Source organism: Pseudomonas sp. MWU12-2319 (genome assembly GCF_023242525.1).
GTDB classification, from domain to species: domain Bacteria; phylum Pseudomonadota; class Gammaproteobacteria; order Pseudomonadales; family Pseudomonadaceae; genus Aquipseudomonas; species Aquipseudomonas gingeri_D.
The window spans coordinates 167,759-190,634 of record NZ_JALJES010000012.1; the positions used below are offsets into that span (position 1 = coordinate 167,759).

20 protein-coding genes are annotated in these 22,876 nt (G+C 61.7%); 13 read left to right on the forward strand and 7 right to left on the reverse strand.

Annotation, left to right across the window (positions count from 1 at the left end):
- Positions 1–111 precede the first annotated feature (111 nt).
- On the forward strand, positions 112–930 hold the full coding sequence (gene tcdA, locus M5C01_RS20250; protein WP_103497398.1) for a tRNA cyclic N6-threonylcarbamoyladenosine(37) synthase TcdA: 819 nt from the start codon (positions 112–114) through the stop codon (positions 928–930).
- Positions 931–933: 3 nt separating this feature from the next.
- Here the strand turns inward: tcdA and M5C01_RS20255 are convergent, their stop codons facing one another.
- The 4 genes from M5C01_RS20255 to M5C01_RS20270 all read right to left on the reverse strand — a co-directional run bounded on the left by M5C01_RS20255 (position 934) and on the right by M5C01_RS20270 (position 4,215).
- The gene (locus tag M5C01_RS20255; RefSeq protein WP_152740220.1) at positions 934–1,338 is read right to left on the reverse strand and encodes a SufE family protein; all 405 of its coding nucleotides are present in this window, start codon (positions 1,336–1,338) and stop codon (positions 934–936) included.
- Complete coding sequence (locus tag M5C01_RS20260) at positions 1,335–2,540, reverse strand: cysteine desulfurase (RefSeq protein WP_103497396.1); 1,206 nt, start codon at positions 2,538–2,540, stop codon at positions 1,335–1,337. Before M5C01_RS20260 ends, M5C01_RS20255 begins: the two co-directional genes overlap by 4 nt.
- Before the next feature lie 232 nt (positions 2,541–2,772).
- A complete protein-coding gene (gene dapD / locus M5C01_RS20265; RefSeq protein ID WP_103496372.1) occupies positions 2,773–3,807 on the reverse strand; it encodes a 2,3,4,5-tetrahydropyridine-2,6-dicarboxylate N-succinyltransferase in 1,035 nt (344 codons plus the stop codon).
- Between the two features lie 45 nt (positions 3,808–3,852).
- Positions 3,853–4,215: an ArsC family reductase gene (locus M5C01_RS20270; RefSeq protein WP_103496373.1), complete on the reverse strand. Its 363-nt coding sequence runs from the start codon at positions 4,213–4,215 to the stop codon at positions 3,853–3,855.
- A 214-nt stretch (positions 4,216–4,429) separates the two neighbouring features.
- On the opposite strand from M5C01_RS20270, the gene M5C01_RS20275 reads away from it, so the two are divergent.
- On the forward strand, positions 4,430–6,079 hold the full coding sequence (locus M5C01_RS20275) for a Na+/H+ antiporter (RefSeq protein WP_152740266.1): 1,650 nt from the start codon (positions 4,430–4,432) through the stop codon (positions 6,077–6,079).
- A 6-nt stretch (positions 6,080–6,085) separates the two neighbouring features.
- Here M5C01_RS20275 and dapC read toward each other — a convergent pair whose 3' ends face one another.
- From dapC to map, 3 genes are read right to left on the reverse strand one after another with little or no spacing between them, the layout of a single operon-like run.
- A complete protein-coding gene (dapC, locus tag M5C01_RS20280) occupies positions 6,086–7,285 on the reverse strand; it encodes a succinyldiaminopimelate transaminase (RefSeq protein ID WP_152740222.1) in 1,200 nt (399 codons plus the stop codon).
- Positions 7,286–7,321: 36 nt separating this feature from the next.
- A complete protein-coding gene (locus tag M5C01_RS20285) occupies positions 7,322–10,024 on the reverse strand; it encodes a [protein-PII] uridylyltransferase (protein WP_103496375.1) in 2,703 nt (900 codons plus the stop codon).
- 58 nt (positions 10,025–10,082) lie between these two features.
- On the reverse strand, positions 10,083–10,865 hold the full coding sequence (gene map / locus M5C01_RS20290) for a type I methionyl aminopeptidase (RefSeq protein ID WP_103496376.1): 783 nt from the start codon (positions 10,863–10,865) through the stop codon (positions 10,083–10,085).
- Positions 10,866–11,260: 395 nt separating this feature from the next.
- On the opposite strand from map, the gene rpsB reads away from it, so the two are divergent.
- The 11 genes from rpsB (at position 11,261) to lpxD (ending at position 22,794) form a co-directional block, all read left to right on the forward strand.
- Entirely contained in the window at positions 11,261–12,001 is a 741-nt protein-coding gene (rpsB, locus tag M5C01_RS20295) for a 30S ribosomal protein S2 (RefSeq protein ID WP_100938580.1), read from the forward strand.
- Between the two features lie 189 nt (positions 12,002–12,190).
- A complete protein-coding gene (tsf, locus tag M5C01_RS20300) occupies positions 12,191–13,051 on the forward strand; it encodes a translation elongation factor Ts (protein ID WP_152740267.1) in 861 nt (286 codons plus the stop codon).
- A gap of 205 nt (positions 13,052–13,256) precedes the next feature.
- On the forward strand, positions 13,257–14,000 hold the full coding sequence (pyrH, locus tag M5C01_RS20305; RefSeq protein ID WP_003172271.1) for a UMP kinase: 744 nt from the start codon (positions 13,257–13,259) through the stop codon (positions 13,998–14,000).
- Positions 13,997–14,554, forward strand: coding sequence for a ribosome recycling factor (gene frr, locus M5C01_RS20310; protein ID WP_100938582.1), 558 nt, complete (start codon positions 13,997–13,999; stop codon positions 14,552–14,554). The genes pyrH and frr overlap by 4 nt, the downstream gene beginning before the upstream one ends.
- A gap of 16 nt (positions 14,555–14,570) precedes the next feature.
- Positions 14,571–15,326, forward strand: coding sequence for a polyprenyl diphosphate synthase (gene uppS / locus M5C01_RS20315; RefSeq protein WP_152740223.1), 756 nt, complete (start codon positions 14,571–14,573; stop codon positions 15,324–15,326).
- Positions 15,326–16,132, forward strand: a complete 807-nt coding sequence (locus M5C01_RS20320; RefSeq protein ID WP_103496378.1) for a phosphatidate cytidylyltransferase — start codon at positions 15,326–15,328, stop codon at positions 16,130–16,132. The genes uppS and M5C01_RS20320 overlap by 1 nt, the downstream gene beginning before the upstream one ends.
- Complete coding sequence (gene ispC / locus M5C01_RS20325; protein ID WP_103496379.1) at positions 16,129–17,319, forward strand: 1-deoxy-D-xylulose-5-phosphate reductoisomerase; 1,191 nt, start codon at positions 16,129–16,131, stop codon at positions 17,317–17,319. The genes M5C01_RS20320 and ispC overlap by 4 nt, the downstream gene beginning before the upstream one ends.
- 51 nt (positions 17,320–17,370) lie before the next feature.
- Entirely contained in the window at positions 17,371–18,723 is a 1,353-nt protein-coding gene (gene rseP, locus M5C01_RS20330; RefSeq protein ID WP_103496380.1) for a sigma E protease regulator RseP, read from the forward strand.
- A gap of 75 nt (positions 18,724–18,798) precedes the next feature.
- Positions 18,799–21,186 (forward strand): outer membrane protein assembly factor BamA, encoded by a 2,388-nt coding sequence (gene bamA, locus M5C01_RS20335; protein ID WP_152740224.1) that lies wholly within the window; start codon positions 18,799–18,801, stop codon positions 21,184–21,186.
- Between the two features lie 45 nt (positions 21,187–21,231).
- A complete protein-coding gene (locus M5C01_RS20340) occupies positions 21,232–21,735 on the forward strand; it encodes an OmpH family outer membrane protein (protein ID WP_103496382.1) in 504 nt (167 codons plus the stop codon).
- Positions 21,736–21,738: 3 nt separating this feature from the next.
- Complete coding sequence (lpxD, locus tag M5C01_RS20345; RefSeq protein WP_103496383.1) at positions 21,739–22,794, forward strand: UDP-3-O-(3-hydroxymyristoyl)glucosamine N-acyltransferase; 1,056 nt, start codon at positions 21,739–21,741, stop codon at positions 22,792–22,794.
- The last annotated feature ends 82 nt before the right edge of the window (positions 22,795–22,876 follow it).

Consider the following 22,876-nt stretch of genomic DNA (forward strand, 5'->3'; position numbering starts at 1 on the left):
GCTCTATTCTCGTCAAAGTGTTGTGATTTAACGCTCATGGACAGCCATTCATAGGCTAAAGCTGCCCTCGGCCGGCGCCCGGCCCTATAATGCGCGCCGGTTTTTGGGGTAATGGTCATGAGTGCAGAAGATCCGCGGTTTGCCGGCGTCGCCCGGTTGTATGGCATTGAAGGGCTGGCGCGGCTGAAGGCCGCCCATGTGGCGATCGTCGGCGTCGGCGGTGTCGGCTCCTGGGCGGCGGAAGCCATTGCCCGTTGCGGTGTCGGCGAGATCTCGCTGTTCGACCTGGACGATGTCTGCGTCAGCAACAGCAACCGTCAGTTGCATGCCCTGGACAGCACCGTGGGTCGGGCCAAGGTCGAGGTGATGGGCGAGCGCCTGAAGGGCATCAATCCGGACTGCCAGGTCCACGCGGTGACCGATTTTGTGACCCGGGAAACCATGGCCGAGTACATCACCCCGGACATCGACTGCGTGATCGACTGCATCGACAGCGTCAATGCCAAGGCCGCGCTGATCGCCTGGTGCAAGCGGCGCAAGATCCAGATCATCACCACGGGTGGTGCCGGTGGGCAGATCGATCCGACCTTGATCCAGGTCTGCGACCTGAACCGTACCTTCAACGATCCCCTGGCCTCGAAGGTGCGTTCGACCTTGCGCCGTGACTACGGATTTTCCCGCACGGTGACCCGCCATTACAGCGTGCCCTGTGTGTTTTCCACCGAGCAGCTGCGTTATCCGAAGCCCGATGGCAGCATCTGCCTGCAGAAGAGTTTTGTCGGTGATGGGGTGAAGCTGGACTGTGCCGGTGGTTTCGGCGCGGTGATGATGGTCACGGCGACCTTCGGCATGGTGGCGGCGACCAAGGCGGTGGACAAGATCGTCGCGGGCATGCGCCGGCCGGCGGATCGGATCAAACCGCAGGCCTGAGGCTTATTGGGTCAATTCACGCATCCGCTGCAGCACGGCATTCAGGCCGTTGCTGCGGGACGGCGACAATTGTCGGGACAGGCCCAACTGGTTGAACCAGTCGGGCAGGTCGACCTGCTGCAATTCGTCGGCGCTCAAGCCATTGACCCGCACCAGCAACAACGCCACCAGCCCACGAATCATTCGGGCGTCGCTGCTCGCGGCAAACTGCCACTGACCGTCTTGCAGCCGACCGGTCAACCACACCTGGCTTTCGCAGCCATGGACGCGGTTGGCCTCGGTCTTGTCGGCGTCGTTCAAGGGCGGCAAGCGCTCGCCCCATTGCATCAGCAGGCGCGCCCGTTGTTCCCAGCCCGCCAGGTGCCGGAAATTTTCCAGAACCAGCAGTGCTTCAGCGGGCAGGCTCATCGCAACAGCTCCAGGGCCTGATCCAGTGCCTCGAAAAACCGTTCGAGGTCTTCGGAGTCGTTGTACACACCCAGCGATACGCGGATCGCGCCGGCCAGCCCGAGCTGTTTCATCAGTGGCATTGCGCAGTGATGCCCGGCGCGTACGGCAATCCCTTGCTCGGTCAGCAGGTGCGCCAGATCGGCGTTGTGCACGCCGTCGACGATAAAGCTGGCCAGTGCCAGTTGCGGCTCGCCCAACAGGCGGATGCCCTTGCGGACTTTCAGGCCTTGCAACAGGTGGGCGTGCAGCGCCGCTTCGTGGGCCGAGACCGCGGCCTGGTCGAGGCCGGCCAGGTAGTCGAGGGTCGCGCCGAGGCCGATGACGCTGGCAATCGGCGGTGTTCCGGCTTCGAAGCCCAAGGGGGCCGGGCGGAAGCTGGCCTGCTGATAGTCCGCGTCCAGCACCATCTCGCCGCCGAATTGCCAGTGGCGCAGTTGGCTCAGGGCTTCGTGGCGGCCATAGAGCACGCCGACTCCATCGGGGCCGTAGAGCTTGTGGCTGGAAAATACATAGAAATCGCAGCCCAGCGCCTGGACATCGTGGCGACCATGAACCACGCCCTGGGCGCCGTCGACCACGGTCAGTGCGTTGAACGAGCGGGCCAGGGCCAGCAATTGCGGTAACGGTTGCCAGGCCCCGAGCACATTGGACAGTTGGCTGACCGCCAGCAGGCGGGTCCGTGGGCCGATCAACGGGCGGGCGGCTTCCAGGTCGATCAGGCCGCTGTCGGTGATCGGCAGCACCACCAGGCGCAGTCCCCGGCGTTGCGCCAGTTGCTGCCAGGGCAGCAGGTTGGCGTGATGCTCCAGGGCGCTGATGACGATCTCGTCGCCGGGCTGGAAAAGCGCTTCCAGGCCATAGGCCAGGAGGTTCAGCGCCGAGGTGGCGCCGTGGGTGAAGACGATCTGTCCGCTATTGCCGACATTGAGCCACTGGCCAGTCTTGCTTCGACTGTCCTCGAAGGCCTGGGTGGCATGGGCGCCGGGCAGGTGTTGGGCACGGTGCACATTGGCCGCACCGTTGCTGTAATAGTGCGCCAGGGCATCGATCAGCGCCTGGGGCTTCTGGGTGGTGGCGGCGCTGTCCAGGTAGACCTGGTCTTGCCGTTGCAGGGCGGCGATGGCCGGGAAATCGGCGCGCCAGGGAGAAGGTATCAACATGGTGTTCGGCCCTGGTGAGCGTGGGCGAGGGGGCGCGAAACCTGTAGGCACTGGTCTGGCTCGTGAAGTTTTTGCCGACCTTGAAGACCTCTTCGCGGGCAAGCCCTGCTCCTACAGTAGGGCGCCGGGCACAGGTTTTGCGTACGACATAAACCTGTAGGAGCAGGGCTTGCCCGCGAAGGCGGCCTCACAGGCACCCCCGCCAGCAAGCCGGCCCCTACAACAATCCTGCTCAGTTATGCGCGTGCAGGGCTTCGTTCAGCGCAATGGCCGACTTATGGCTCTTGCATTCCACCGCACCGGTTTCCGAGTTGCGACGGAACAGCAGGTCCGGCAGGCCGGCCAGGTCGCGGGCCTTGAGCACCTTGACCAACTGGTTGTTTTCGTCGAGCAGCGCCACTTTTGTCCCGGCGGTCACGTACAGGCCCGATTCCACGGTGTTGCGGTCGCCCAACGGAATGCCGATACCGGCGTTGGCGCCGATCAGGCAGCCTTCGCCGACCTTGATGACGATGTTGCCGCCGCCGGACAGGGTACCCATGGTCGAGCAACCGCCGCCCAGGTCCGAACCCTTGCCGACGAAGACACCCGCCGAAACGCGGCCTTCGATCATGCCCGGGCCTTCGGTACCGGCGTTGAAGTTGACGAAACCTTCGTGCATCACGGTGGTGCCTTCGCCGATGTAGGCACCCAGGCGAATCCGCGCGCTGTCAGCGATACGCACGCCGCTCGGCACCACGTAGTCGGTCATTTTCGGGAACTTGTCCACCGAGAACACTTCCAGCAGCTCGCCACGCAGGCGCGCTTCCAGTTGGTGGGCGGCCAGCTCCGACAGGTCGATGGCGCCCTGGCTGGTCCAGGCCACGTTCGGCAGCAGCGGGAACACGCCCGCCAGGCTCAGGCCGTGGGGCTTGACCAGACGGTGGGAGAGCAGGTGCAGCTTGAGGTAAGCCTCAGGGGTAGACGTCAGCTGGACGTCTTCTGCCAATACGGTGGCGACCAACGGCTTGTGGCTTTCGGCCAGGCGGGTCAGCAGGGCGGCCTGGGCGGCGTCGACGGTTTTCAGGGCGTCGGCCAGTTGCGAGGCCTGGGCGGTGCTGAAGGTGATCGCCTGGTTGCCGCCGGTGTAACCGAGGATCGGCGCGATGGCGGCGACCAGCTCGGCCGACGGCTGAATCAGGGGTTGGGCGTAGAAAACTTCCAGCCAGGCACCTTGACGATTCTGGGTGCCAACGCCGAAGCCCAGGCTGAACAGAGTAGTGGACATGCAGTTACCTCTTGCAAAATGAGTGGGGGCCTTGAGCGCTCTGGCTCAGTTGAGGGCCGCCGCATAAATATCTGGCTTGAAGCCAATCAGGGTTCGGTCACCGAGATCAAGCACCGGGCGCTTGATCATCGAGGGTTGTGCCAGCATCAGTTCAATCGCTTTCGCCTGGTCGAGATCGGCTTTACGTTCGTCGTCGAGTTTGCGAAAGGTGGTTCCGGCGCGGTTCAGCACCACTTGCCAGCCGTGCTCGTTGCACCACTGGGTCAGGTGTTCGCGGTCGATGCCGGCGGTCTTGTAGTCATGGAACGCGTAGGGCACGGCCTGTTCGTCAAGCCAGGTACGGGCCTTTTTCATGGTGTCACACGCCTTGATTCCGAAAAGGTGCAACGTTTTGCTCGAAGCGGTCACAGCAATTGCCTCCCCTTTGGAGATGCGAGGGATGAAAGGTTGAAGATTATGCCATGACCGGGCCGCTTAGGCGCCTTAGTCGTGTGCGGTTACATCTTCCCCTGCCGACTGCGACTTTGGTGCAGCGTCCGGGCGGCAGCATAAGCGGCTAATATGGCACTTCGACGGCAAACCGCTGCCAGAGATATGCTTTAAACGATTGGGAATGCCTTTTATGCAGACGGCCTACACCGTTCTGATTCTGCTGATGCTGGTCGGTGTCTCGCGTTTGCTCTGGCGGGTGATCTCGCTGCCGCTGCCTCTGGTGCAGATTGCGGCGGGGGCGCTGCTGGCCTGGCCGACCCTGGGCCTGCATGTGGCCCTGGACCCGGAATTGTTTCTGTTCCTGTTTCTGCCGCCGTTGCTGTTTTCCGATGGTTGGCGCATGCCCAAGCGCGAGCTGTGGCGCCTGCGCGGGCCGATCCTGACCCTGGCCGTGGGGCTGGTGCTGTTCACCGTGGTCGGTGCCGGCTATTTCATTCACTGGCTATTGCCGGCCATTCCCTTGCCGGTGGCCTTCGCCCTGGCCGCCGTGTTGTCACCAACCGACGCCGTGGCGGTTTCCGCCATTGCCCAGAACCGTCTGCCGACGCCGCTGATGCATATGCTCCAGGGCGAGGCGCTGATGAATGATGCGTCGGGCCTGGTGACCTTCAAGTTCGCCCTGGCGGCGGCCGTGACCGGTGCCTTCTCCCTGGCCAATGCGAGCCTGACCTTTGTCCTGGTGGCGGTCGGTGGCCTGGCCGTCGGCGTGGCGCTGAGCTGGCTGGTGGGGCGCTTTCGGGTGTGGATGATCGCCCGTGGCTGGGACGATCCGGCGACCCACGTGGTGTTCATGTTGCTATTGCCGTTCGCCGCCTATGTGCTGGCCGAGCGCCTCGGGGTGTCGGGAATCCTCTCGGCGGTGGCGGCGGGGATGATGCAGAGCTGGCTCGACCTGTTGCCGCGCCAGACCAGCACCCGGCTGCTCAACCGCAGTGTCTGGTCGCTGTTGGAGTTCGCCTTCAACGGGCTGATCTTCCTGCTGCTGGGCTTGCAGTTGCCGGATATCGTCAAGGCGGTTGCCAGTCATGAGACTTCGTTGTGGCCGACCTTGCCTTACCGCTGCCTGGAAGTGCTGGCGATCTTTCTGGCCCTGGTGGCGTTGCGTTTTGTCTGGGTGCACAGCATCTGGCGCTTGTCGGAGCTGCTGCGGCACTGGCGTGGCAAAGATCCGTTGTCAGGGATGGCCAAGGGGCGTTCCTGCTGGTTGCTGACGGTAGGTGGTGTACGTGGGGCGGTGACGTTGGCGGGTGTGATGTCGGTGCCGCTACTGATCGCACCCGGGGTGGATTTTCCCGAGCGTGACTTGCTGATTTTCATCGCCGCCGGGGTGATCCTGCTGTCGTTGGTGACGGCCAGTGTTGTCCTGCCGCTGCTGTTGCGCGACTTGCCGAAAAGCCAGGATGACAGGCACCGCGGCGAAGTGCGCGAAGCCTGGAAGAAGACCGCCGAAGCGGCGATCCATGTGCTGGAGGCCGAGGAGTTGGGCGTACCGCAGGACGCGGCCCAGGATGCGACCCAGGCCGCGTTGGCCACCGAGTTGAAAGCGCAGTTGATGGCCGAATACCGGCATCATTTGGAGGTGTTCAACGACTCCACCGAAGCCCAGGCGCTGGCATTCCAGATGGACCAGTTGGACCGCCGCTTGCGCTTGAAGGCACTGCGGGCGCAGCGCCTGGAGTTGTACCGGCTCAGTCGCCAGCACCAGATCGGCGACGATGTGTTGCGCGAGGTGCTGGCGGAGCTGGATCTGAGCGAGGCGAACCTCGGCTCGGTGAAGTAGCCGGGGTTACTGGCGGTGCTGGATGAACGCGCGAATCCGCTCGGCGGCCTCGACACACTCTGCCAACGGCGCAACCAGGGCCATGCGCACGCGCCCGGCCCCGGGGTTGACGCCGTCCACTTCGCGGGACAGATAGGAGCCCGGCACCACGGTCACATGTTCCTCGGCAAACAGATCGCGGCAGAACGCCGCATCATCGCCCTGCACATTCGGCCACAGGTAGAAGCTGCCATCCGGGCGTTGCACATCCAGCACCGGCGCCAGAATCTCCAGCACCGCATCGAACTTCTCGCGATACAACGCACGGTTGGCGCGCACATGGATCTCGTCGTTCCAGGCCGCGACGCTGGCCAGCTGGGTTTGCACCGGCATCGCGCAGCCGTGGTAGGTGCGATACAGCAGGAAGGCCTTGAGAATATCCGCGTCACCGGCCACGAAGCCCGAGCGCAGCCCCGGCAGGTTGGAGCGCTTGGACAGGCTATGGAACACCACGCAACGCTTGAAGTCCTTGCGGCCCAGCGCCACACAGGCACTGAGCAGGCCCGGCGGTGGAGTCTGCTCATCGAAGTACAGCTCGCTGTAGCACTCGTCGGCGGCGATCACGAAGTCATGCTCGTCGGCCAGGGCGATCAGCTTTTTCAAGGTCTCCAGCGGGATCAGCGCCCCGGTCGGGTTGCCCGGCGAGCACAGGAACAGGATCTGGCAACGCTGCCAGATCTCCGCCGGCACGGCGTCGAAGTCCGGGTTGAAGCCGTTTTCGTCCAGGCACGGCAGGTAGTGCGGCTTGGCCCCGGCGAGGAAGGCCGCGCCTTCGTAGATCTGATAGAACGGGTTGGGGCTGACCACCAGGGCGTCGTCGCCACGGTTGACCACGGTCTGGGTAAAGGCGAACAGCGCCTCACGGGTGCCATTGACCGGCAGGATATTGCGCGCCGGGTCGATCCAGCCGCTCGGCACGCCGAAACGTCGCTCGCACCAGCCGGCAATGGCTTCACGCAGGGCCGGTACGCCGAGGGTGGTCGGGTACACGGCCATCTGTTCCAGGTTGGCGGTCAGGGCTTCGGCGACAAACGCCGGCGAGCGGTGCTTCGGTTCGCCGATGGACAGGGCGATCGGCCGCTTGTCCGCATTCGGCGTCACGCTGCCGAGCAGGGCGCGGAGTTTCTCGAACGGATAGGGCTGCAACTGGTTCAGGGCGTTGTTCATCGGTAACGGGGCTCGCTTCATTCAGGTGTCGGCGCGTCAGATACTCAGGCGCATCGTTTCAAGGGGCGGTTCGGCGTTGACGCTCAACTGTTCGACGATGGCGTCCTGCAATCGGCTGCACAGCTGCGGGTCGGACAGCGGTTGGTTGTCGGCGTCGGTAATGAAGAACACGTCTTCCACCCGCTCGCCGAGGGTGGCGATCTTGGCGTTCTGCAGCGACAGGTCGAACTCCAGGAAGATCTTTCCAATCCGTGCCAGCAGCCCGGGACGGTCCGGCGCGCTCAGCTCCAGCACCGTCACCGGACGCTGGGCGTCGTTGTGGATGGTGACCTGGGGCGCGAAGGCGAAGTGCTTGAGCTGGCGCGGGACCCGGCGCTGGATGATGGTCGGATAGTCGTCCGGGTTGCGCAGGGCTTCGGTCAGGCCGTCGCGGATCTGCTTGATGCGCTTCGGATTGTCGCCGATGGAGCCGCCGTCGTTGTCCAGCACGATGTAGGTGTCGAGGGTGAACTGGCTGCTGGAGGTGATGACCCGGGCGTCGTGGATGTTCAGGTTGAGCTGGTCCATCGCGGCCACGGTCACGGCGAAGAAGTCGTGCTGGTCCGGGGCGTAGATGAAAATCTGCGTGCCGCCTTCGAATTCGCGCTGGGTGGTTTCCTTGATCAGCACCAGCGGGCCGCCATCGGCCGGCTGCTGGAGGATCGCGTCGCTGTGCCAGGCGACGTCGCCGGCGGTGTGGCGCAGGAAGTAGTCATCGCCCAGTTGCGACCAGAGCTGCTCGACATCGTCCGGGTCGGTACCGGCGCGCACCAGGATATCCAGGGCGGCGCTCTGGGTCTGGCGAATCTGCTCCTCGCGGTCCACCGGGTTTTCCAGGCCACGGCGCAGGGCGCGCTTGGTCTCGGTGTAGAGCTGGCGCAACAGGCTGGCGCGCCAGGAGTTCCACAGGCTCGGGTTGGTCGCGTTGATGTCGGCGACGGTCAGCACATAGAGGTAGTCCAGGTGCACCTGGTCGCCGACGGTCTGGGCGAAGTCGTGGATGACCTGCGGGTCGGACAGGTCCTTGCGCTGGGCGGTGGTGGACATCACCAGGTGGTTCTGCACCAGCCAGACGATCAGGCGGCTGTCCCACGGCGGCAACTGGTGACGGGCGCAGAAGGCCTCGGCATCCACTGCGCCGAGTTCCGAATGGTCGCCGTGGCGGCCCTTGCCGATGTCGTGATAGAGCCCGGCCATGTAGATCAGTTCGGGCTTGGGCAGCTTGGCCATCAGCTTGGCGGCCAGCGGGAATTTCTCCGAGACCTGGGTGTACTGCAGTTTGCGCAGGTGCTTGATCAGGTTCAGGGTGTGGGCATCGACCGTATAGATATGGAACAGGTCGTGCTGCATCTGCCCGACGATATCGCCGAATTCCGGCAGGTAGCGTCCGAGGATGCCGTAGCGGTTCATCCGGCGCAGGTTGCGATGGATGCCGATCTTGCACTTGAACAGCTCGATGAACAGGCTGGTGTTGCGGATATCGTTGCGGAAGTCGTCGTCGATCAGATGACGGTGTTCCCGCAGCAGGCGGATGGTGTCGGCGCGCACACCCTTGATTTCCGGCTGCTGGGCCATCAGCACGAAGATTTCCAGCATGGCGAACGGCGTACGCCGGAAGACATTCGGGTTACTCGCCTCGATATAGCCGTCGTGCAACTGGAAACGCGAGTTCAACGGCTGCGGCGGCGCTTCGTCTTCCGGGGCGAGGATGATTTCCTCGAAGTGCTGGATGATCAGGTCGCTGAGCTGGGCAATGCTCATGACCACCCGGTAGTACTGCTGCATGAAGTTTTCGATGGCCTGTTTCGCATCGTCGCCCTTGAAACCCAGCAGTCCGGCGATGCTGCGCTGGTGGTCGAACAGCAGGCGGTCTTCGGCGCGGCCGGCGAGCATGTGCAGGGCGTAGCGGACTTTCCAGAGGAACTCCTGGGATGAGGCCAGCAGGGCGTTTTCGCTCTCCACCAGAAAGCCTTCGCCGGCCAGGGCCCGCAGGTTCAGGGTGCCGTACTGGCGGCGGGCGACCCAGAGGATCGTCTGGATATCCCGCAGGCCGCCGGGCGAGCCCTTGACGTTGGGTTCCAGGTTGTATTCGGTGTCGTTGTACTTGTGGTGGCGGGCCTTCTGTTCGGCGCGCTTGGCCAGGAAGAAGTCCTTGCTCGGCCACATGTGCGCCGTGCTGGTGACATCGAGCATGCGCTGGCGCAGGCGCTCGGGACCGGCGACGGTGCGACTCTCCATCAGGTTGGTGATGATCGTCAGGTCGGCCCGGGCTTCCTCGGCGCACTCGTCGACCGAACGCACGCTCTGGCCGACTTCCAGGCCGATGTCCCAGAGCAGGGTGAGGAAACGTTCTATGGAGTCGCGAAAGATCTCGTGGTCGGCGCTGTCGAGCAGGATCAGCAGGTCGATGTCCGAGTAGGGGTGCAGTTCGCCGCGACCGTAGCCGCCGACCGCCACCAGGGCGATATCGGCGTCTTCGCTCCAACTGAACTGGTCCCAGGCCTGTTGCAGGATGTTATCGATGAACCAGGCGCGGTCTTCGATCAGTCGGCGGATATCACGCCCGGCGCGAAAGCGCTCGTCGAGCACCTCGCGGGCGTGGCGAATGGCCTTCTTGAAGGCGGCGATGGGGCTGGCCTTCAGTGCCAGTTCCGCCTGGAACTGGCCGCGGTCGAAGAGTTCGGGGTCCACCTGCGGCATCGATTGGCTTTCCTTGGGTTCTGATAGGCGTTCTGTACAGAGCGGCAGGTGCAAGCGATCAGGCCGAGACGCGCGGGATGGTCTCATCGCTGCGCAGGGTGAAGATCTCGTAGCCGGTGTCGGTGACCAGCAGGGTGTGCTCCCACTGGGCCGACAGCTTGCGGTCCTTGGTGATCGCGGTCCAGCCGTCGCCCAGCACCTTGGTGTCGGCCTTGCCCTGGTTGATCATCGGTTCGATGGTGAAGGTCATGCCGGCCTTGAGTTCCATGCCGGTACCGGCGCGGCCGTAGTGCAGGATCTGCGGTTCTTCGTGGAACACCTTGCCGATACCGTGGCCACAGAACTCACGCACCACCGAGAAGCCGTTTTTTTCCGCGTGCTTCTGGATGATTTCACCGATGTCGCCCAGGCGGCAGCCGGGTTTGACGATCTCGATGGCCTTGTACATGCATTCCTGGGTGATCTGCGACAGGCGCTCGGCCCAGACCGGCACGGTGCCGACGTGGAACATCTTGCTGGTGTCGCCGTGGTAGCCATCCTTGATGACGGTGACGTCGATGTTCACCGTGTCACCATCCTTGAGTGGCTTGTCGCCCGGGATGCCGTGGCAGACCACGTGGTTGACCGAGGTGCAGATCGACTTCGGGAAACCCTTGTAGTTGAGCGGGGCGGGGATGGCCTGCTGCACGTTGACGATATAGTCGTGGCAGATACGGTCCAGCTCCTCGGTGGTGACACCGGGCTTGACGTGTTCACCGATCATTTCCAGTACATCGGCAGCCAGGCGGCCAGCGACACGCATTTTTGCGATGTCCTCGGGGGTTTTGAGGGTGACGGTCATACAGGCTCTCTTTTACGCGCCGGGCGCGAATAAACACGGAATGGGGCGAAAACGGCGGGGCCGCGATGGCTGGCCCAGGGTTTCAGTACCCTTAAAAGCGTGATTCTACCAGACGCAAGGGGTAAACCATGAGCATCCGGCTATCGCTTCTCTCTATAAGCTGGGGCCATTCTGGCCCGAATCCAGGGCGCGCGCAAAAGCCCGGGAGGGGAAATGCGAATGCAGGTTTCGTTTTGGCCGTTCTTGTGGTATAAAATGCGCCGCTTTCCGGGGATAGCCCCGCGAAGCTTAAATCCACACACGTGTCGACACGATGACCTGGGTGCCTTCAGCTGATGCTGCTGGTTGGTCATTGGGATACGTGGAGGCCAAACCCGACTTATCAAGGAACTATCATGTCCCAAGTCAACATGCGCGATATGCTGAAGGCCGGTGTGCACTTCGGTCACCAGACCCGTTACTGGAACCCGAAAATGGGCAAGTACATTTTCGGCGCGCGTAACAAGATCCACATCATCAACCTTGAAAAAACCCTGCCGATGTTCAACGAAGCTCTGACTTTCGTAGAGCGCCTGGCCCAGGGCAAAAACAAGATTCTGTTCGTCGGCACCAAGCGTTCCGCCGGCAAGATCGTTGCTGAAGAAGCAGCACGTTGCGGTTCGCCGTACGTCGATCACCGCTGGTTGGGCGGCATGCTGACCAACTTCAAAACCATCCGTGCTTCGATCAAGCGTCTGCGTGACCTGGAAATCCAGGCCGAAGACGGTACTTTCGCCAAGCTGACCAAGAAAGAGGCGCTGATGCGCACTCGCGACCTGGAAAAGCTCGATCGTTCCCTGGGTGGTATCAAGGACATGGGCGGTCTGCCTGACGCACTGTTCGTGATCGACGTTGACCACGAGCGCATCGCGATCACCGAAGCCAACAAGCTGGGCATCCCGGTTATCGGCGTAGTCGATACCAACAGCAGCCCGGAAGGCGTTGACTACATCATCCCAGGCAACGATGACGCCATCCGCGCCATCCAGTTGTACATGGGTTCGATGGCTGACGCTGTGATCCGTGGCCGCAACAACAACGGTGGCGGTACCGTCGAGTTCGCTACTGAAGAAGCTCCGGTCGCCGCAGCTGAGTAATTGACGCCCTGGCGTTGACTCAGTAAGCAAAAAGGGGGCTTGGCCCCCTTTTTGCCACCTCGAAAACCGTTGGTTGCTGGTACCGCTACAGCCTTTGTAATGTGTAGCCGCTACAACGGGATCGGGAAGAATTGAACGCCCGTTCGATCGGGTGGAATGGTTGATAACCTATCCAAGAGGAATTTTGAAATGGCAGAGATTACTGCAGCGTTGGTCAAAGAACTGCGCGAGCGTACCGGCGAAGGCATGATGGACTGCAAGAAAGCCTTGACCAAGGCTGGCGGCGACATCGAAAAAGCCATTGATGACATGCGCGCTTCGGGCGCCATCAAGGCTGCCAAGAAAGCCGGCAACATTGCCGCTGAAGGCGCCATCGCAATCAAGGGCGACGGCACTGCTGCCGTGATCCTGGAAGTGAACTCGCAGACTGACTTCCTGGCTCTGCAAGACGACTTCAAGGGCTTCGTTGCTGCCAGCGTTGAAAAAGCCTTCGCTGACAAGCTGACCGACGCAGCTCCGCTGATCGCAGCTCAAGAATCGGCACGTGAAGCACTGGTTGCCAAAGTGGGCGAAAACGTCAACATCCGTCGCCTGGCGCGTATCGAAGGTGATGTGGTCGGCGCTTACCTGCACGGCAACAAGATCGGTGTGGTTGTGGCCCTCAAAGGCGGCAACGAAGACCTGGCCAAAGACGTTGCCATGCACGTTGCGGCAACCAACCCTGAGTTCCTGCTGCCATCGCAGGTCTCCGCTGAAGCCATTGAGCGCGAAAAAGGCGTTTTCCTGAGCCTCAACGAAGACAAGATCAAAGGCAAGCCAGCTGAAATCGTTGAAAAAATGGTCAGCGGCCGTATCAGCAAGTTCCTGGCCGAAGCCAGCCTGGTTGAGCAAGCTTTCGTCAAGAACCCGGAAGTCACCGTCGGTGCCCTGGTCAAGAAAGCCGGCGCTGAAATCGTTTCCTTCACTTACTTCAAAGTAGGTGATGGCATCGAGAAGCCAGTGGACAACTTCGCTGAAGAAGTTGCTGCTCAGCTGGCTGCCAACAAGTAAAAGACGGTTTTCAACTGTCGACCCAAGAGGCTGCCCGCTCACGCGCGCAGCCTCTTTTCAAATGGGAGGAGAGGTTTCTCTTTTTCCATTCGGAACCGACTTACAAGGTTGTGTTCTGATGGCGCTGTAGCAGCGCCAAGCTAGAGTAAGCGCAGGCTGCAAACAGCTCGCAAGTTTTTTTTAAACGCCGCAGGAGAGATTCGCAATGGCTCAGCAGGGCAGTGGCTATCAAGCTCGCTATAAACGCATTCTACTCAAACTTAGCGGCGAGGCCCTGATGGGCTCGGAAGAGTTCGGGATCGACCCGAAGGTTCTGGATCGCATGGCGCTGGAAGTCGGCCAACTGGTTGGCATCGGTGTCCAGGTCGGTCTGGTGATTGGCGGTGGTAACCTGTTCCGCGGCGCCGCCTTGAGTGCCGCCGGGATGGACCGTGTCACCGGCGACCACATGGGCATGCTGGCCACCGTGATGAATGCACTGGCGATGCGCGACGCGCTGGAACGTGCGAATATCTCGGCCATCGTGATGTCGGCTATTTCCATGGTCGGCGTGACCGATCACTATGATCGCCGCAAGGCCATGCGTCACCTCAACGCCAAGGAAGTGGTGATCTTCGCGGCTGGTACCGGCAATCCGTTTTTCACCACGGATTCGGCAGCCTGCCTGCGTGCGATCGAAATCGACGCCGATGTGGTGCTCAAGGCGACCAAGGTCGATGGCGTTTACACCGCGGACCCATTCAAAGACCCGCATGCCGAGAAGTTCGATCATCTGACCTACGATGAAGTGCTGGATCGCAAGCTGGGTGTCATGGACCTCACCGCTATCTGCCTGTGCCGCGATCACAAGATGCCGCTGCGCGTATTTAACATGAACAAGCCCGGCGCCCTGCTGAACATCGTGCATGGCGGCGCTGAAGGAACCCTGATCGAGGAAGGCCAACAATGATCAACGAAATCAAGAAAGACGCTCAAGAGCGCATGAAGAAGTCCCTGGAATCCCTGGCCCATGCATTTGGCCGGATTCGTACCGGGCAGGCTCACCCAAGCATCCTGGAAGGCGTCATGGTGCCTTATTACGGCACTGACACCCCGATCAAGCAGGTCGCCAACATCACCGTCAAGGACGCGCGCACCCTGCAGGTCGTGGCGTTCGAGCGCAACATGCTCGGTGCCGTGGACAAGGCGATCGGCAGCGCCGGCCTGAACCTCAACCCGACCAACCTGGGCGAGCTGCTGCTGATCTCGATGCCGGCGCTGACCGAAGAAACCCGTCGTGGTTTCACCAAGCAAGCGCGCGAAGAAGCGGAAAACGCTCGCATTGCCGTGCGTAACATTCGTCGCGATGTGCTGGGTGACCTGAAGGATCTGGTCAAGGAAAAAGAGATCAGTGAAGACGAAGAGCGTCGTGCGGCTGACGATATCCAGAAGCTGACCGACAAGTTCGTGGCGGAAATCGAAGTGGCCGTGAAGCAAAAAGAAGCGGACCTGATGGCCGTTTAAGGGTCAGGACGCTTCCATGGAAAAGACCAAGCAGGTTGTGCCGTCCTCGGTGCCGCGCCATGTTGCAATCATCATGGACGGCAATAACCGCTGGGCCAAGAAACGCTTTTTGCCCGGTGTTGCCGGGCACAAGGCTGGCGTCGACGCGGTGCGCGCCGTCATTGAAGTGTGTGCCGAGGCCGGGGTCGAGGTATTGACCCTGTTCGCGTTCTCCAGCGAGAACTGGCAGCGTCCCGCCGACGAAGTCAGCGCCTTGATGGACCTGTTCTTCAAGGCGCTGCGCCGCGAGGCCAAGCGTCTCAACGAGAACAATATAAGCCTGCGGATCATTGGCGACCGCTCGCGCTTTCACCCCGAGCTGCAAGCGGCGATGCGCGAGGCGGAAGCGGCGACGGCCGGCAGCAATCGCTTCATTCTGCAGATTGCCGCCAACTACGGCGGGCAGTGGGATATCGCCCAGGCGGCTCAGCGTCTGGCTCGTGAAGTACAGGCCGGGCATCTGCGGCCGGACGATATTACCCCCGAGCTGCTGCAGACCTGTCTGGCCACCGGCGACCTGCCGTTGCCGGATCTGTGCATCCGTACCGGTGGCGAACATCGCATCAGCAATTTCCTGTTGTGGCAGTTGGCCTATGCCGAGCTGTATTTCTCCGACCTGTTCTGGCCGGACTTCAAACACGAAGCCATGCGCAACGCGCTGGCCGATTTTGCTTCCCGCCAGCGTCGTTTCGGTAAAACGAGCGAACAGGTCGAAGCAGGAGCCCGGGTTTAATGCTCAAGCAACGCATCATCACGGCACTCATTCTCCTGCCCATTGCCTTGTGCGGGTTCTTCCTGCTCGAGGGCGCAGGCTTTGCGCTGTTCATCGGCCTGGTCGTCACCCTCGGCGCCTGGGAATGGGCGCGCCTGGCGGGGTTTGAAGCGCAGCCGGCCCGTGTGGCCTATGCGGCGCTGGTCGCGGTGCTGTTGTTCTTCATGTACATCCTGCCCAACCTCGCACCCTGGGTGCTGGGGGCGGCGGTATTGTGGTGGGGGTTGGCGGCGTTCCTGGTGCTGACCTACCCGCGCACCAGCGCGCACTGGTCGACCACCGCCAGCAAGCTGGTGATCGGTTTCCTGATCCTGCTGCCGGCCTGGCAAGGCCTGATCCTGATCAAGCAGGAGCCGTTGGGCAACTGGTTGATCATGGCGGTGATGGTCCTGGTCTGGGGCGCCGATATCGGTGCCTACTTTTCTGGCAAGGCCTTCGGCAAGCGCAAGCTGGCGCCGTCGGTCAGCCCGGGCAAGAGTTGGGAAGGCGCCTACGGCGGCCTGGCCTTGAGCCTGGTGATCACCGCGGTGGTCGGGGTCGTGCGCGGTTGGGGCGTCGGGCAGATGATTGCCAGTCTGCTTGGGGCGGCGCTGATCGTGGTGATTTCGGTGGTCGGTGACTTGACCGAAAGCATGTTCAAGCGTCAGTCGGGGATCAAGGACAGCAGCAACCTGCTGCCCGGGCATGGCGGCATTCTTGATCGGATCGATAGCCTGACGGCGGCGATTCCGACCTTTGCCGTACTCCTGTGGATCGCTGCATCGTGAGCCGCCCACAGCAAATTACCGTACTCGGTGCCACCGGCTCCATCGGCCTGAGCACCCTGGATGTCATCGCGCGTCACCCGCAGCGTTACCAGGCCTTTGCCTTGAGCGGTTTCAGCCGCCTGGCGGAACTCTTTGCCCTGTGCATGCGGCATCGCCCGCGCTATGCGGTGGTGCCCGAGGCGTCCGCGGCGCGTGGTTTGCAGCAACAACTGCGTGACGCGGGCCTGGCGACCGAAGTGCTGGTGGGGGAGGCGGGCCTGTGCCAGATCGCCGCTGATCCCGAAGTTGATGCGGTGATGGCGGCGATCGTCGGCGCGGCCGGTTTGCGTCCTACGCTGGCGGCGGTCGAAGCCGGCAAGAAGATCTTGCTGGCCAACAAGGAGGCGCTGGTGATGACTGGTGCACTCTTTATGCAGGCGGTGCGCAAGAGCGGTTCGGTGCTGTTGCCGATCGACAGTGAACACAATGCGATTTTCCAGTGCCTGCCCCAGGATCACGCCCGTGGCCTGGCGGCGGTCGGCGTGCGGCGAATCCTGCTGACCGCCTCGGGTGGTCCGTTCCGGCAGACGCCGCTGGGTGAGCTGGCCGATGTCACCCCCGAGCAGGCGTGCGCCCATCCCACCTGGTCGATGGGGCGCAAGATCTCGGTCGACTCGGCGAGTATGATGAACAAGGGGCTGGAACTGATCGAGGCTTGCTGGCTGTTCGATGCCAAACCGTCCCAGGTCGAAGTGGTGATCCACCCGCAGAGTGTGATTCACTCCCTGGTCGACTACGTGGATGGTTCGGTTCTGGCCCAATTGGGGAACCCGGACATGCGCACGCCGATCGCCAATGCCCTGGCCTGGCCTGAGCGGATCGACTCCGGCGCGGCGCCGCTGGACCTGTTTGCCGTGGCGCGCCTGGACTTCCAGGCCCCGGATGAGCAGCGTTTCCCTTGTCTGCGCCTGGCCCGTGAATCTGCCGAGGCCGGAGGCAGTGCGCCGGCGATGTTGAATGCGGCGAATGAGGTGGCGGTAGCGGCATTTCTCGAACGGCGCATCCGCTACCTTGAGATCGCGAGTATCATCGAGGACGTTTTAAACCTGGAGCCGGTGGTTGCGGTCAATGAGCTCGACGCGGTATTCGCGGCAGACGCCAAGGCCAGGACTCTGGCCGAGCAATGGCTGAGTCGCCACGGGCGATGAATCTGGCGTAGCCTTCGGGGCTGTCGGCACCTGGGATTGCGGAGAAAGTAAATGAGCGCGCTCTATATGATAGTCGGCACCCTGGTGGCCCTGGGTGTGCTGGTGACCTTCCACGAATTCGGCCATTTCTGGGTGGCCCGTCGTTGCGGCGTCAAGGTCCTGCGTTTTTCCGTGGGCTTCGGCATGCCGCTGCTGCGTTGGCACGATCGCCAGGGCACCGAGTTCGTGGTCGCCGCGATTCCGTTGGGCGGCTACGTGAAAATGCTCGACGAGCGCGAGGCTGAAGTCCCGCCGGAGCTGCTCGACCAGGCCTTCAATCGCAAGTCGGTGCGCCAGCGTATCGCAATCGTCGCCGCCGGCCCGATTGCCAACTTTCTCCTGGCCATCGTGTTTTTCTGGGGCCTGGCGATGCTGGGCAGCCAGCAGGTGCGTCCGGTCATCGGTACCGTGGAAAGCGGTAGCCTGGCCGAGAAGGCCGGGTTGAGCAGCGGTCAGGAAATCGTCGCCGTCGATGGCGAGCCGACCACCGGTTGGGGCGCGGTCAATCTTCAGTTGGTGCGTCGCCTGGGGGAAAGCGGCACCCTGCAGTTGCGGGTCCGTGAGCCTGGCTCGACGGCCGACTCGCCCCGCGAACTGGCACTGGACCATTGGCTGCAAGGCGCCGACGAGCCCGATCCAATCAAGTCTCTGGGGATTCGCCCATGGCGTCCGGCGCTGGCGCCGGTGCTGGCCGAACTCGATCCGAAGGGCCCGGCCCAGGCCGCCGGCCTCAAGACCGGCGACCGCCTGTTGGCGGTGAATGACCAGCCCCTGAACGATTGGCAGCAGGTGGTGGATTGGGTCCGTGTACGTCCTGATACCAAAATTGTGCTGCACGTCGAGCGTGATGGTGCTCAAATCGACGTCCCGCTGACCTTGGCCAGCCGCGGCGAAGGCAAGGCGGCGAGCGGTTACCTGGGGGCCGGCGTCAAGGCGGTGGACTGGCCGCCGGAGATGGTTCGAGAGGTCAGCTACGGGCCTCTGGCGGCGATTGGCGAAGGTGCTCGACGCACTTGGACCATGAGCGTCCTGACCCTGGACTCGCTGAAGAAAATGTTGTTCGGCGAGCTCTCGGTAAAAAACTTGAGTGGACCGATAACCATTGCTAAAGTGGCGGGCGCTTCGGCCCAGTCGGGCGTCGCTGATTTCCTGAATTTCCTGGCTTATCTGAGTATCAGCCTCGGGGTTCTGAATTTGTTGCCCATCCCGGTACTGGATGGGGGGCATTTGCTGTTTTATCTGATCGAGTGGGCGCGTGGTCGTCCCTTGTCGGATCGGGTGCAAGGTTGGGGGATTCAGATCGGTATCAGTTTGGTGGTTGGGGTGATGTTGCTTGCCCTGGTCAACGATCTGGGTCGACTGTAACGCTTCGCGAAAATTGCGAATCTGCCGCATTGTGCGGCAGTTTGTTTATTGCCAGTTGGAATAAGAAAGGACTTCATGAAACGTCTGCTGCTAACTGCGGTTCTCACCGTATTGATGATCGCCGAAGTTCACGCCGAGTCCTTCACTATCTCCGATATTCGTGTCAATGGCCTCCAGCGGGTATCCGCTGGTAGCGTGTTTGGCGCGTTACCGTTGAATGTCGGGGAGCAAGCGGATGACCGTCGCCTGGTGGAATCCACTCGCGCGCTGTTCAAAACCGGTTTCTTCCAGGATATCCAGCTGGGGCGCGAAGGTAACGTCCTGGTCATCACGGTCGTTGAACGACCTTCGGTGGCCAGCATCGATATCGAAGGCAACAAGGCGATCTCGACTGACGACTTGATGAAGGGGCTGAAACAGTCCGGCCTGGCCGAGGGTGAAATCTTCCAGCGTGCGACCCTTGAAGGCGTGCGTAACGAACTTCAGCGTCAGTATGTGGCCCAAGGCCGCTACTCGGCCGAGGTCGAGACCGAAGTCGTTCCCGAGCCGCGTAACCGCGTGGGCTTGAAGATCAAGATCAACGAAGGCACCGTCGCCGCGATCCAGCACATCAACGTGGTGGGTAACTCGGTATTCAAGGACGAAGACCTGATCGATCTGTTCGAACTCAAGACCACCAACTGGCTGTCGTTTTTCAAGAACGATGACAAGTATGCCCGCGAAAAGCTCTCCGGTGACCTGGAACGCCTGCGCTCCTACTACCTGGACCGCGGCTATATCAACATGGATATCGCCTCGACCCAGGTGTCCATCACCCCGGACAAGAAAAGCGTCTATATCACGGTCAACGTCACCGAAGGCCAGAAGTACAAGGTCCGCGACGTGAAGCTCAGTGGTGACCTGAAGGTGCCGGAAGACCAGGTCAAGTCCCTGCTGCTGGTGGAGAAGGGCCAGGTGTTCTCGCGCAAGCTGATGACCACCACCTCGGAACTGATCACCCGCCGCCTGGGTAACGACGGCTACACTTTCGCCAACGTCAACGGCGTACCGACGCCGCACGATGACGATCACACCGTCGATATCACCTTCGTGGTCGACCCGGGCAAGCGTGCCTACGTCAACCGTATCAACTACCGTGGCAACACCAAGTCCGCGGACGAAGTGCTGCGTCGTGAAATGCGTCAGATGGAAGGCGGTTGGGCTTCCACCTACCTGATCGACCAGTCCAAGACCCGTCTTGAACGCCTGGGCTTCTTCAAGGAAGTCAACGTCGAAACCCCGGCTGTTCCGGGTGTCGATGACCAGGTTGACGTGAACTACACCGTGGAAGAGCAAGCCTCGGGTTCGATTACCGCCAGCGTCGGTTTTGCCCAGAGCGCCGGTCTGATCCTGGGCGGTTCGATCACCCAGAACAACTTCCTCGGTACCGGTAACAAGGTCAGCATCGGCCTGACCCGCAGCCAGTACCAGAGCCGCTATAACTTCGGTTATGTCGACCCCTACTGGACGCCGGACGGTGTCAGCCTGGGCTACAACGTGTTCTACCGCACCACTGACTACAGCGAACTCGATGTCAGCGTTGCCAGCTATGCCGTGGACAGCCTGGGTGCTGGCGTCAGCGTCGGTTACCCGATCAGCGAGACATCGCGCCTGACCTTCGGCCTGACGGCCCAGCAGGACAAGATCCAGACCGGCCAGTACACCGTCGACGAAATCTTCAACTTCGTTAACACCCAGGGCGACGAGTTCCTGAACTACAAGGCCTCCCTCGGCTGGTCGGATTCGACCCTGAACAAAGGCGTCCTGGCGACCCGTGGTCACTCCCAGAGCCTGACCCTGGAAAGCACCATCCCAGGCAGTGACCTGTTGTTCTTCAAGCTCGACTACCGTGGTCAGGTATTCCAGCCGTTGAGCGACACCTACACCATGCGTTTCCATACCGAATTGGGTTACGGCGACGGCTATGGTTCGACCAACGGCCTGCCGTTCTATGAGAACTACTACGCTGGTGGTTTCAACTCGGTACGTGGTTTCAAGGACAGTACCCTGGGCCCACGTGGTACGCCAAGTCGCGGTGTGGATGTGACCGGTAACGCCGGTACGATTGCCGATACCAGCACGAATCCATTGCCGTTCGGTGGTAACGTACTGATTCAAGGTGGTGCGGAGCTGTTGTTCCCGCTGCCATTCGTGAAAGACCAGCGTTCGCTGCGCACCTCGCTGTTCTGGGACGTGGGTAACGTATTCGACTCCAAGTGCGAACAGGTCCGTAACACCAATGGCACGCTGTCGCAGACGCAGTGCAACGACATCAGTTTCAGCAATATGGCCAGTTCCGTGGGTGTTGGCGTGACCTGGGTAACCGCCCTGGGGCCATTGAGTTTTGCCCTGGCCGTGCCGGTCAAAGAGCCTAGTAACGCTGAAACCCAGGTGTTCCAATTCTCCCTCGGTCAGACCTTCTAACGGCCTGCCCCTAGATAACGACAACGGATTTTGTAGGAGTTTATTGTGCGTAAGTTGACTCAACTGGTTCTGCTGGCCACTGTTCTGGTAGCGACCCCGGCCTTTGCCGAAATGAAAATCGCGGTCCTGAACTATCAGATGGCCCTGCTGGAATCCGACGCAGCCAAGAAGTACGCCGTCGATGCCGAGAAGAAGTTCGGTCCGCAACTGACCAAGCTCCAGGCCCTGGAAAGCAGTGCCAAGGGTATCCAGGATCGTCTGGTGGCCGGTGGCGACAAGATGCAGCAGGGCGAACGCGAGCGTCTGGAGCTGGAATTCAAGCAAAAGGCCCGTGACTTCCAGTTCCAGTCCAAGGAACTGAACGAGCAAAAAGCCGTTGCTGACCGCGAGATGCTCAAGCAGCTCAAGCCCAAGCTGGATAGCGCCGTGGAAGAAGTCATCAAGAAAGGTGCCTTTGACCTGGTGTTCGAGCGTGGCGCCGTGATCGATGTCAAACCGCAGTACGACATCACCCGCCAGGTGATCGAGCGCATGAACCAGCTGAAGTAATCCATGACAGCGACCATCAAGCTCGGCCAATTGGCCGAGATCCTCGGTGCCACCCTACGTGGCAACGAGGAGAAACAAATCACTGGGCTAGCCACCTTGCAGGAGGCTGGCCCAGCTCAGTTGAGCTTTCTGGCAAATCCCCAGTACCGCAAATACCTCACTGACAGCCAGGCCGGCGCCGTGTTGCTCAAGGCCGCCGACGCCGAAGGTTATGCCGGCGATGCGCTGGTGGTGGCTGATCCTTACCTGGCCTATGCGCGTATTTCGCACCTGTTCGATCCCAAGCCCAAAGCGCCTGCCGGGATTCACCCGAGCGCGGTGGTGGCTGCCGATGCCCAGGTCGATCCGACCGCCAGTATCGGTGCCTTTGCGGTGATCGAGAGCGCTGCGCGGATTGGTGCTGGCGTGACCATCGGCGCCCAGTGTTTTGTCGGTGCTCGCTGTGAAATCGGCGAAGGCGGCTGGCTGGCGCCACGGGTCACGCTTTACCACGACGTGCGCATCGGCAAGCGGGTGGTGATCCAGTCTGGTGCCGTGCTCGGCGGTGAAGGCTTCGGCTTCGCCAATGAAAAGGGTATTTGGCAGAAAATTGCCCAGATCGGTGGCGTGACCGTCGGTGATGATGTGGAGATCGGCGTCAATACCGCCATCGACCGCGGTGCCCTGGCCGACACGATCATTGGCAACGGGGTCAAGCTCGACAACCAGATTCAGATCGCCCACAACGTTCAGGTCGGCGATCACACGGCCATGGCCGCCTGCTGCGGGATTTCCGGCAGCACCAAGATCGGCAAGCACTGCATGCTCGCCGGTGGCGTCGGCCTGGTGGGGCATATCGAGATTTGCGACAACGTCTTCCTGACCGGGATGACCATGGTCACCCACTCGATTACCGAGCCGGGTGCCTATTCTTCCGGTACGGCGATGCAGCCGGCCGCCGAGTGGCGCAAGAGCGCGGCGCGTATTCGCCAGCTCGACGACATGGCCCGGCGCCTGCGGCAGCTGGAAAAGCGGGTAGGCGACGTGACCCCGGACGGTAATGCTTCATCAGATGGCTGATACCATTTTCCATATCAAGTAGCCGCCTGGGTTTGTACGCAAGCTGCCTTCTTGATTTGCTAGAGGAGCCGCGCGTGGCGCG

Excerpts from the sequence above, each read along its gene's own strand:
- M5C01_RS20320 (WP_103496378.1), top strand. The coding sequence starts at position 15,326 with ATGCTCAAGCAACGCATCATCACGGCACTCATTCTCCTGCCCATTGCC.
- M5C01_RS20275 (WP_152740266.1), top strand. The coding sequence starts at position 4,430 with ATGCAGACGGCCTACACCGTTCTGATTCTGCTGATGCTGGTCGGTGTC.
- bamA (WP_152740224.1), top strand. The coding sequence starts at position 18,799 with ATGAAACGTCTGCTGCTAACTGCGGTTCTCACCGTATTGATGATCGCC.
- M5C01_RS20285 (WP_103496375.1), bottom strand. The coding sequence starts at position 10,024 with ATGCCGCAGGTGGACCCCGAACTCTTCGACCGCGGCCAGTTCCAGGCG.
- M5C01_RS20260 (WP_103497396.1), bottom strand. The coding sequence starts at position 2,540 with ATGTTGATACCTTCTCCCTGGCGCGCCGATTTCCCGGCCATCGCCGCC.
- M5C01_RS20255 (WP_152740220.1), bottom strand. The coding sequence starts at position 1,338 with ATGAGCCTGCCCGCTGAAGCACTGCTGGTTCTGGAAAATTTCCGGCAC.
- tsf (WP_152740267.1), top strand. The coding sequence starts at position 12,191 with ATGGCAGAGATTACTGCAGCGTTGGTCAAAGAACTGCGCGAGCGTACC.
- pyrH (WP_003172271.1), top strand. The coding sequence starts at position 13,257 with ATGGCTCAGCAGGGCAGTGGCTATCAAGCTCGCTATAAACGCATTCTA.
- tcdA (WP_103497398.1), top strand. The coding sequence starts at position 112 with ATGGTCATGAGTGCAGAAGATCCGCGGTTTGCCGGCGTCGCCCGGTTG.
- lpxD (WP_103496383.1), top strand. The coding sequence starts at position 21,739 with ATGACAGCGACCATCAAGCTCGGCCAATTGGCCGAGATCCTCGGTGCC.
- uppS (WP_152740223.1), top strand. The coding sequence starts at position 14,571 with ATGGAAAAGACCAAGCAGGTTGTGCCGTCCTCGGTGCCGCGCCATGTT.
- map (WP_103496376.1), bottom strand. The coding sequence starts at position 10,865 with ATGACCGTCACCCTCAAAACCCCCGAGGACATCGCAAAAATGCGTGTC.
- dapD (WP_103496372.1), bottom strand. The coding sequence starts at position 3,807 with ATGTCCACTACTCTGTTCAGCCTGGGCTTCGGCGTTGGCACCCAGAAT.
- rseP (WP_103496380.1), top strand. The coding sequence starts at position 17,371 with ATGAGCGCGCTCTATATGATAGTCGGCACCCTGGTGGCCCTGGGTGTG.
- dapC (WP_152740222.1), bottom strand. The coding sequence starts at position 7,285 with ATGAACAACGCCCTGAACCAGTTGCAGCCCTATCCGTTCGAGAAACTC.
- frr (WP_100938582.1), top strand. The coding sequence starts at position 13,997 with ATGATCAACGAAATCAAGAAAGACGCTCAAGAGCGCATGAAGAAGTCC.
- rpsB (WP_100938580.1), top strand. The coding sequence starts at position 11,261 with ATGTCCCAAGTCAACATGCGCGATATGCTGAAGGCCGGTGTGCACTTC.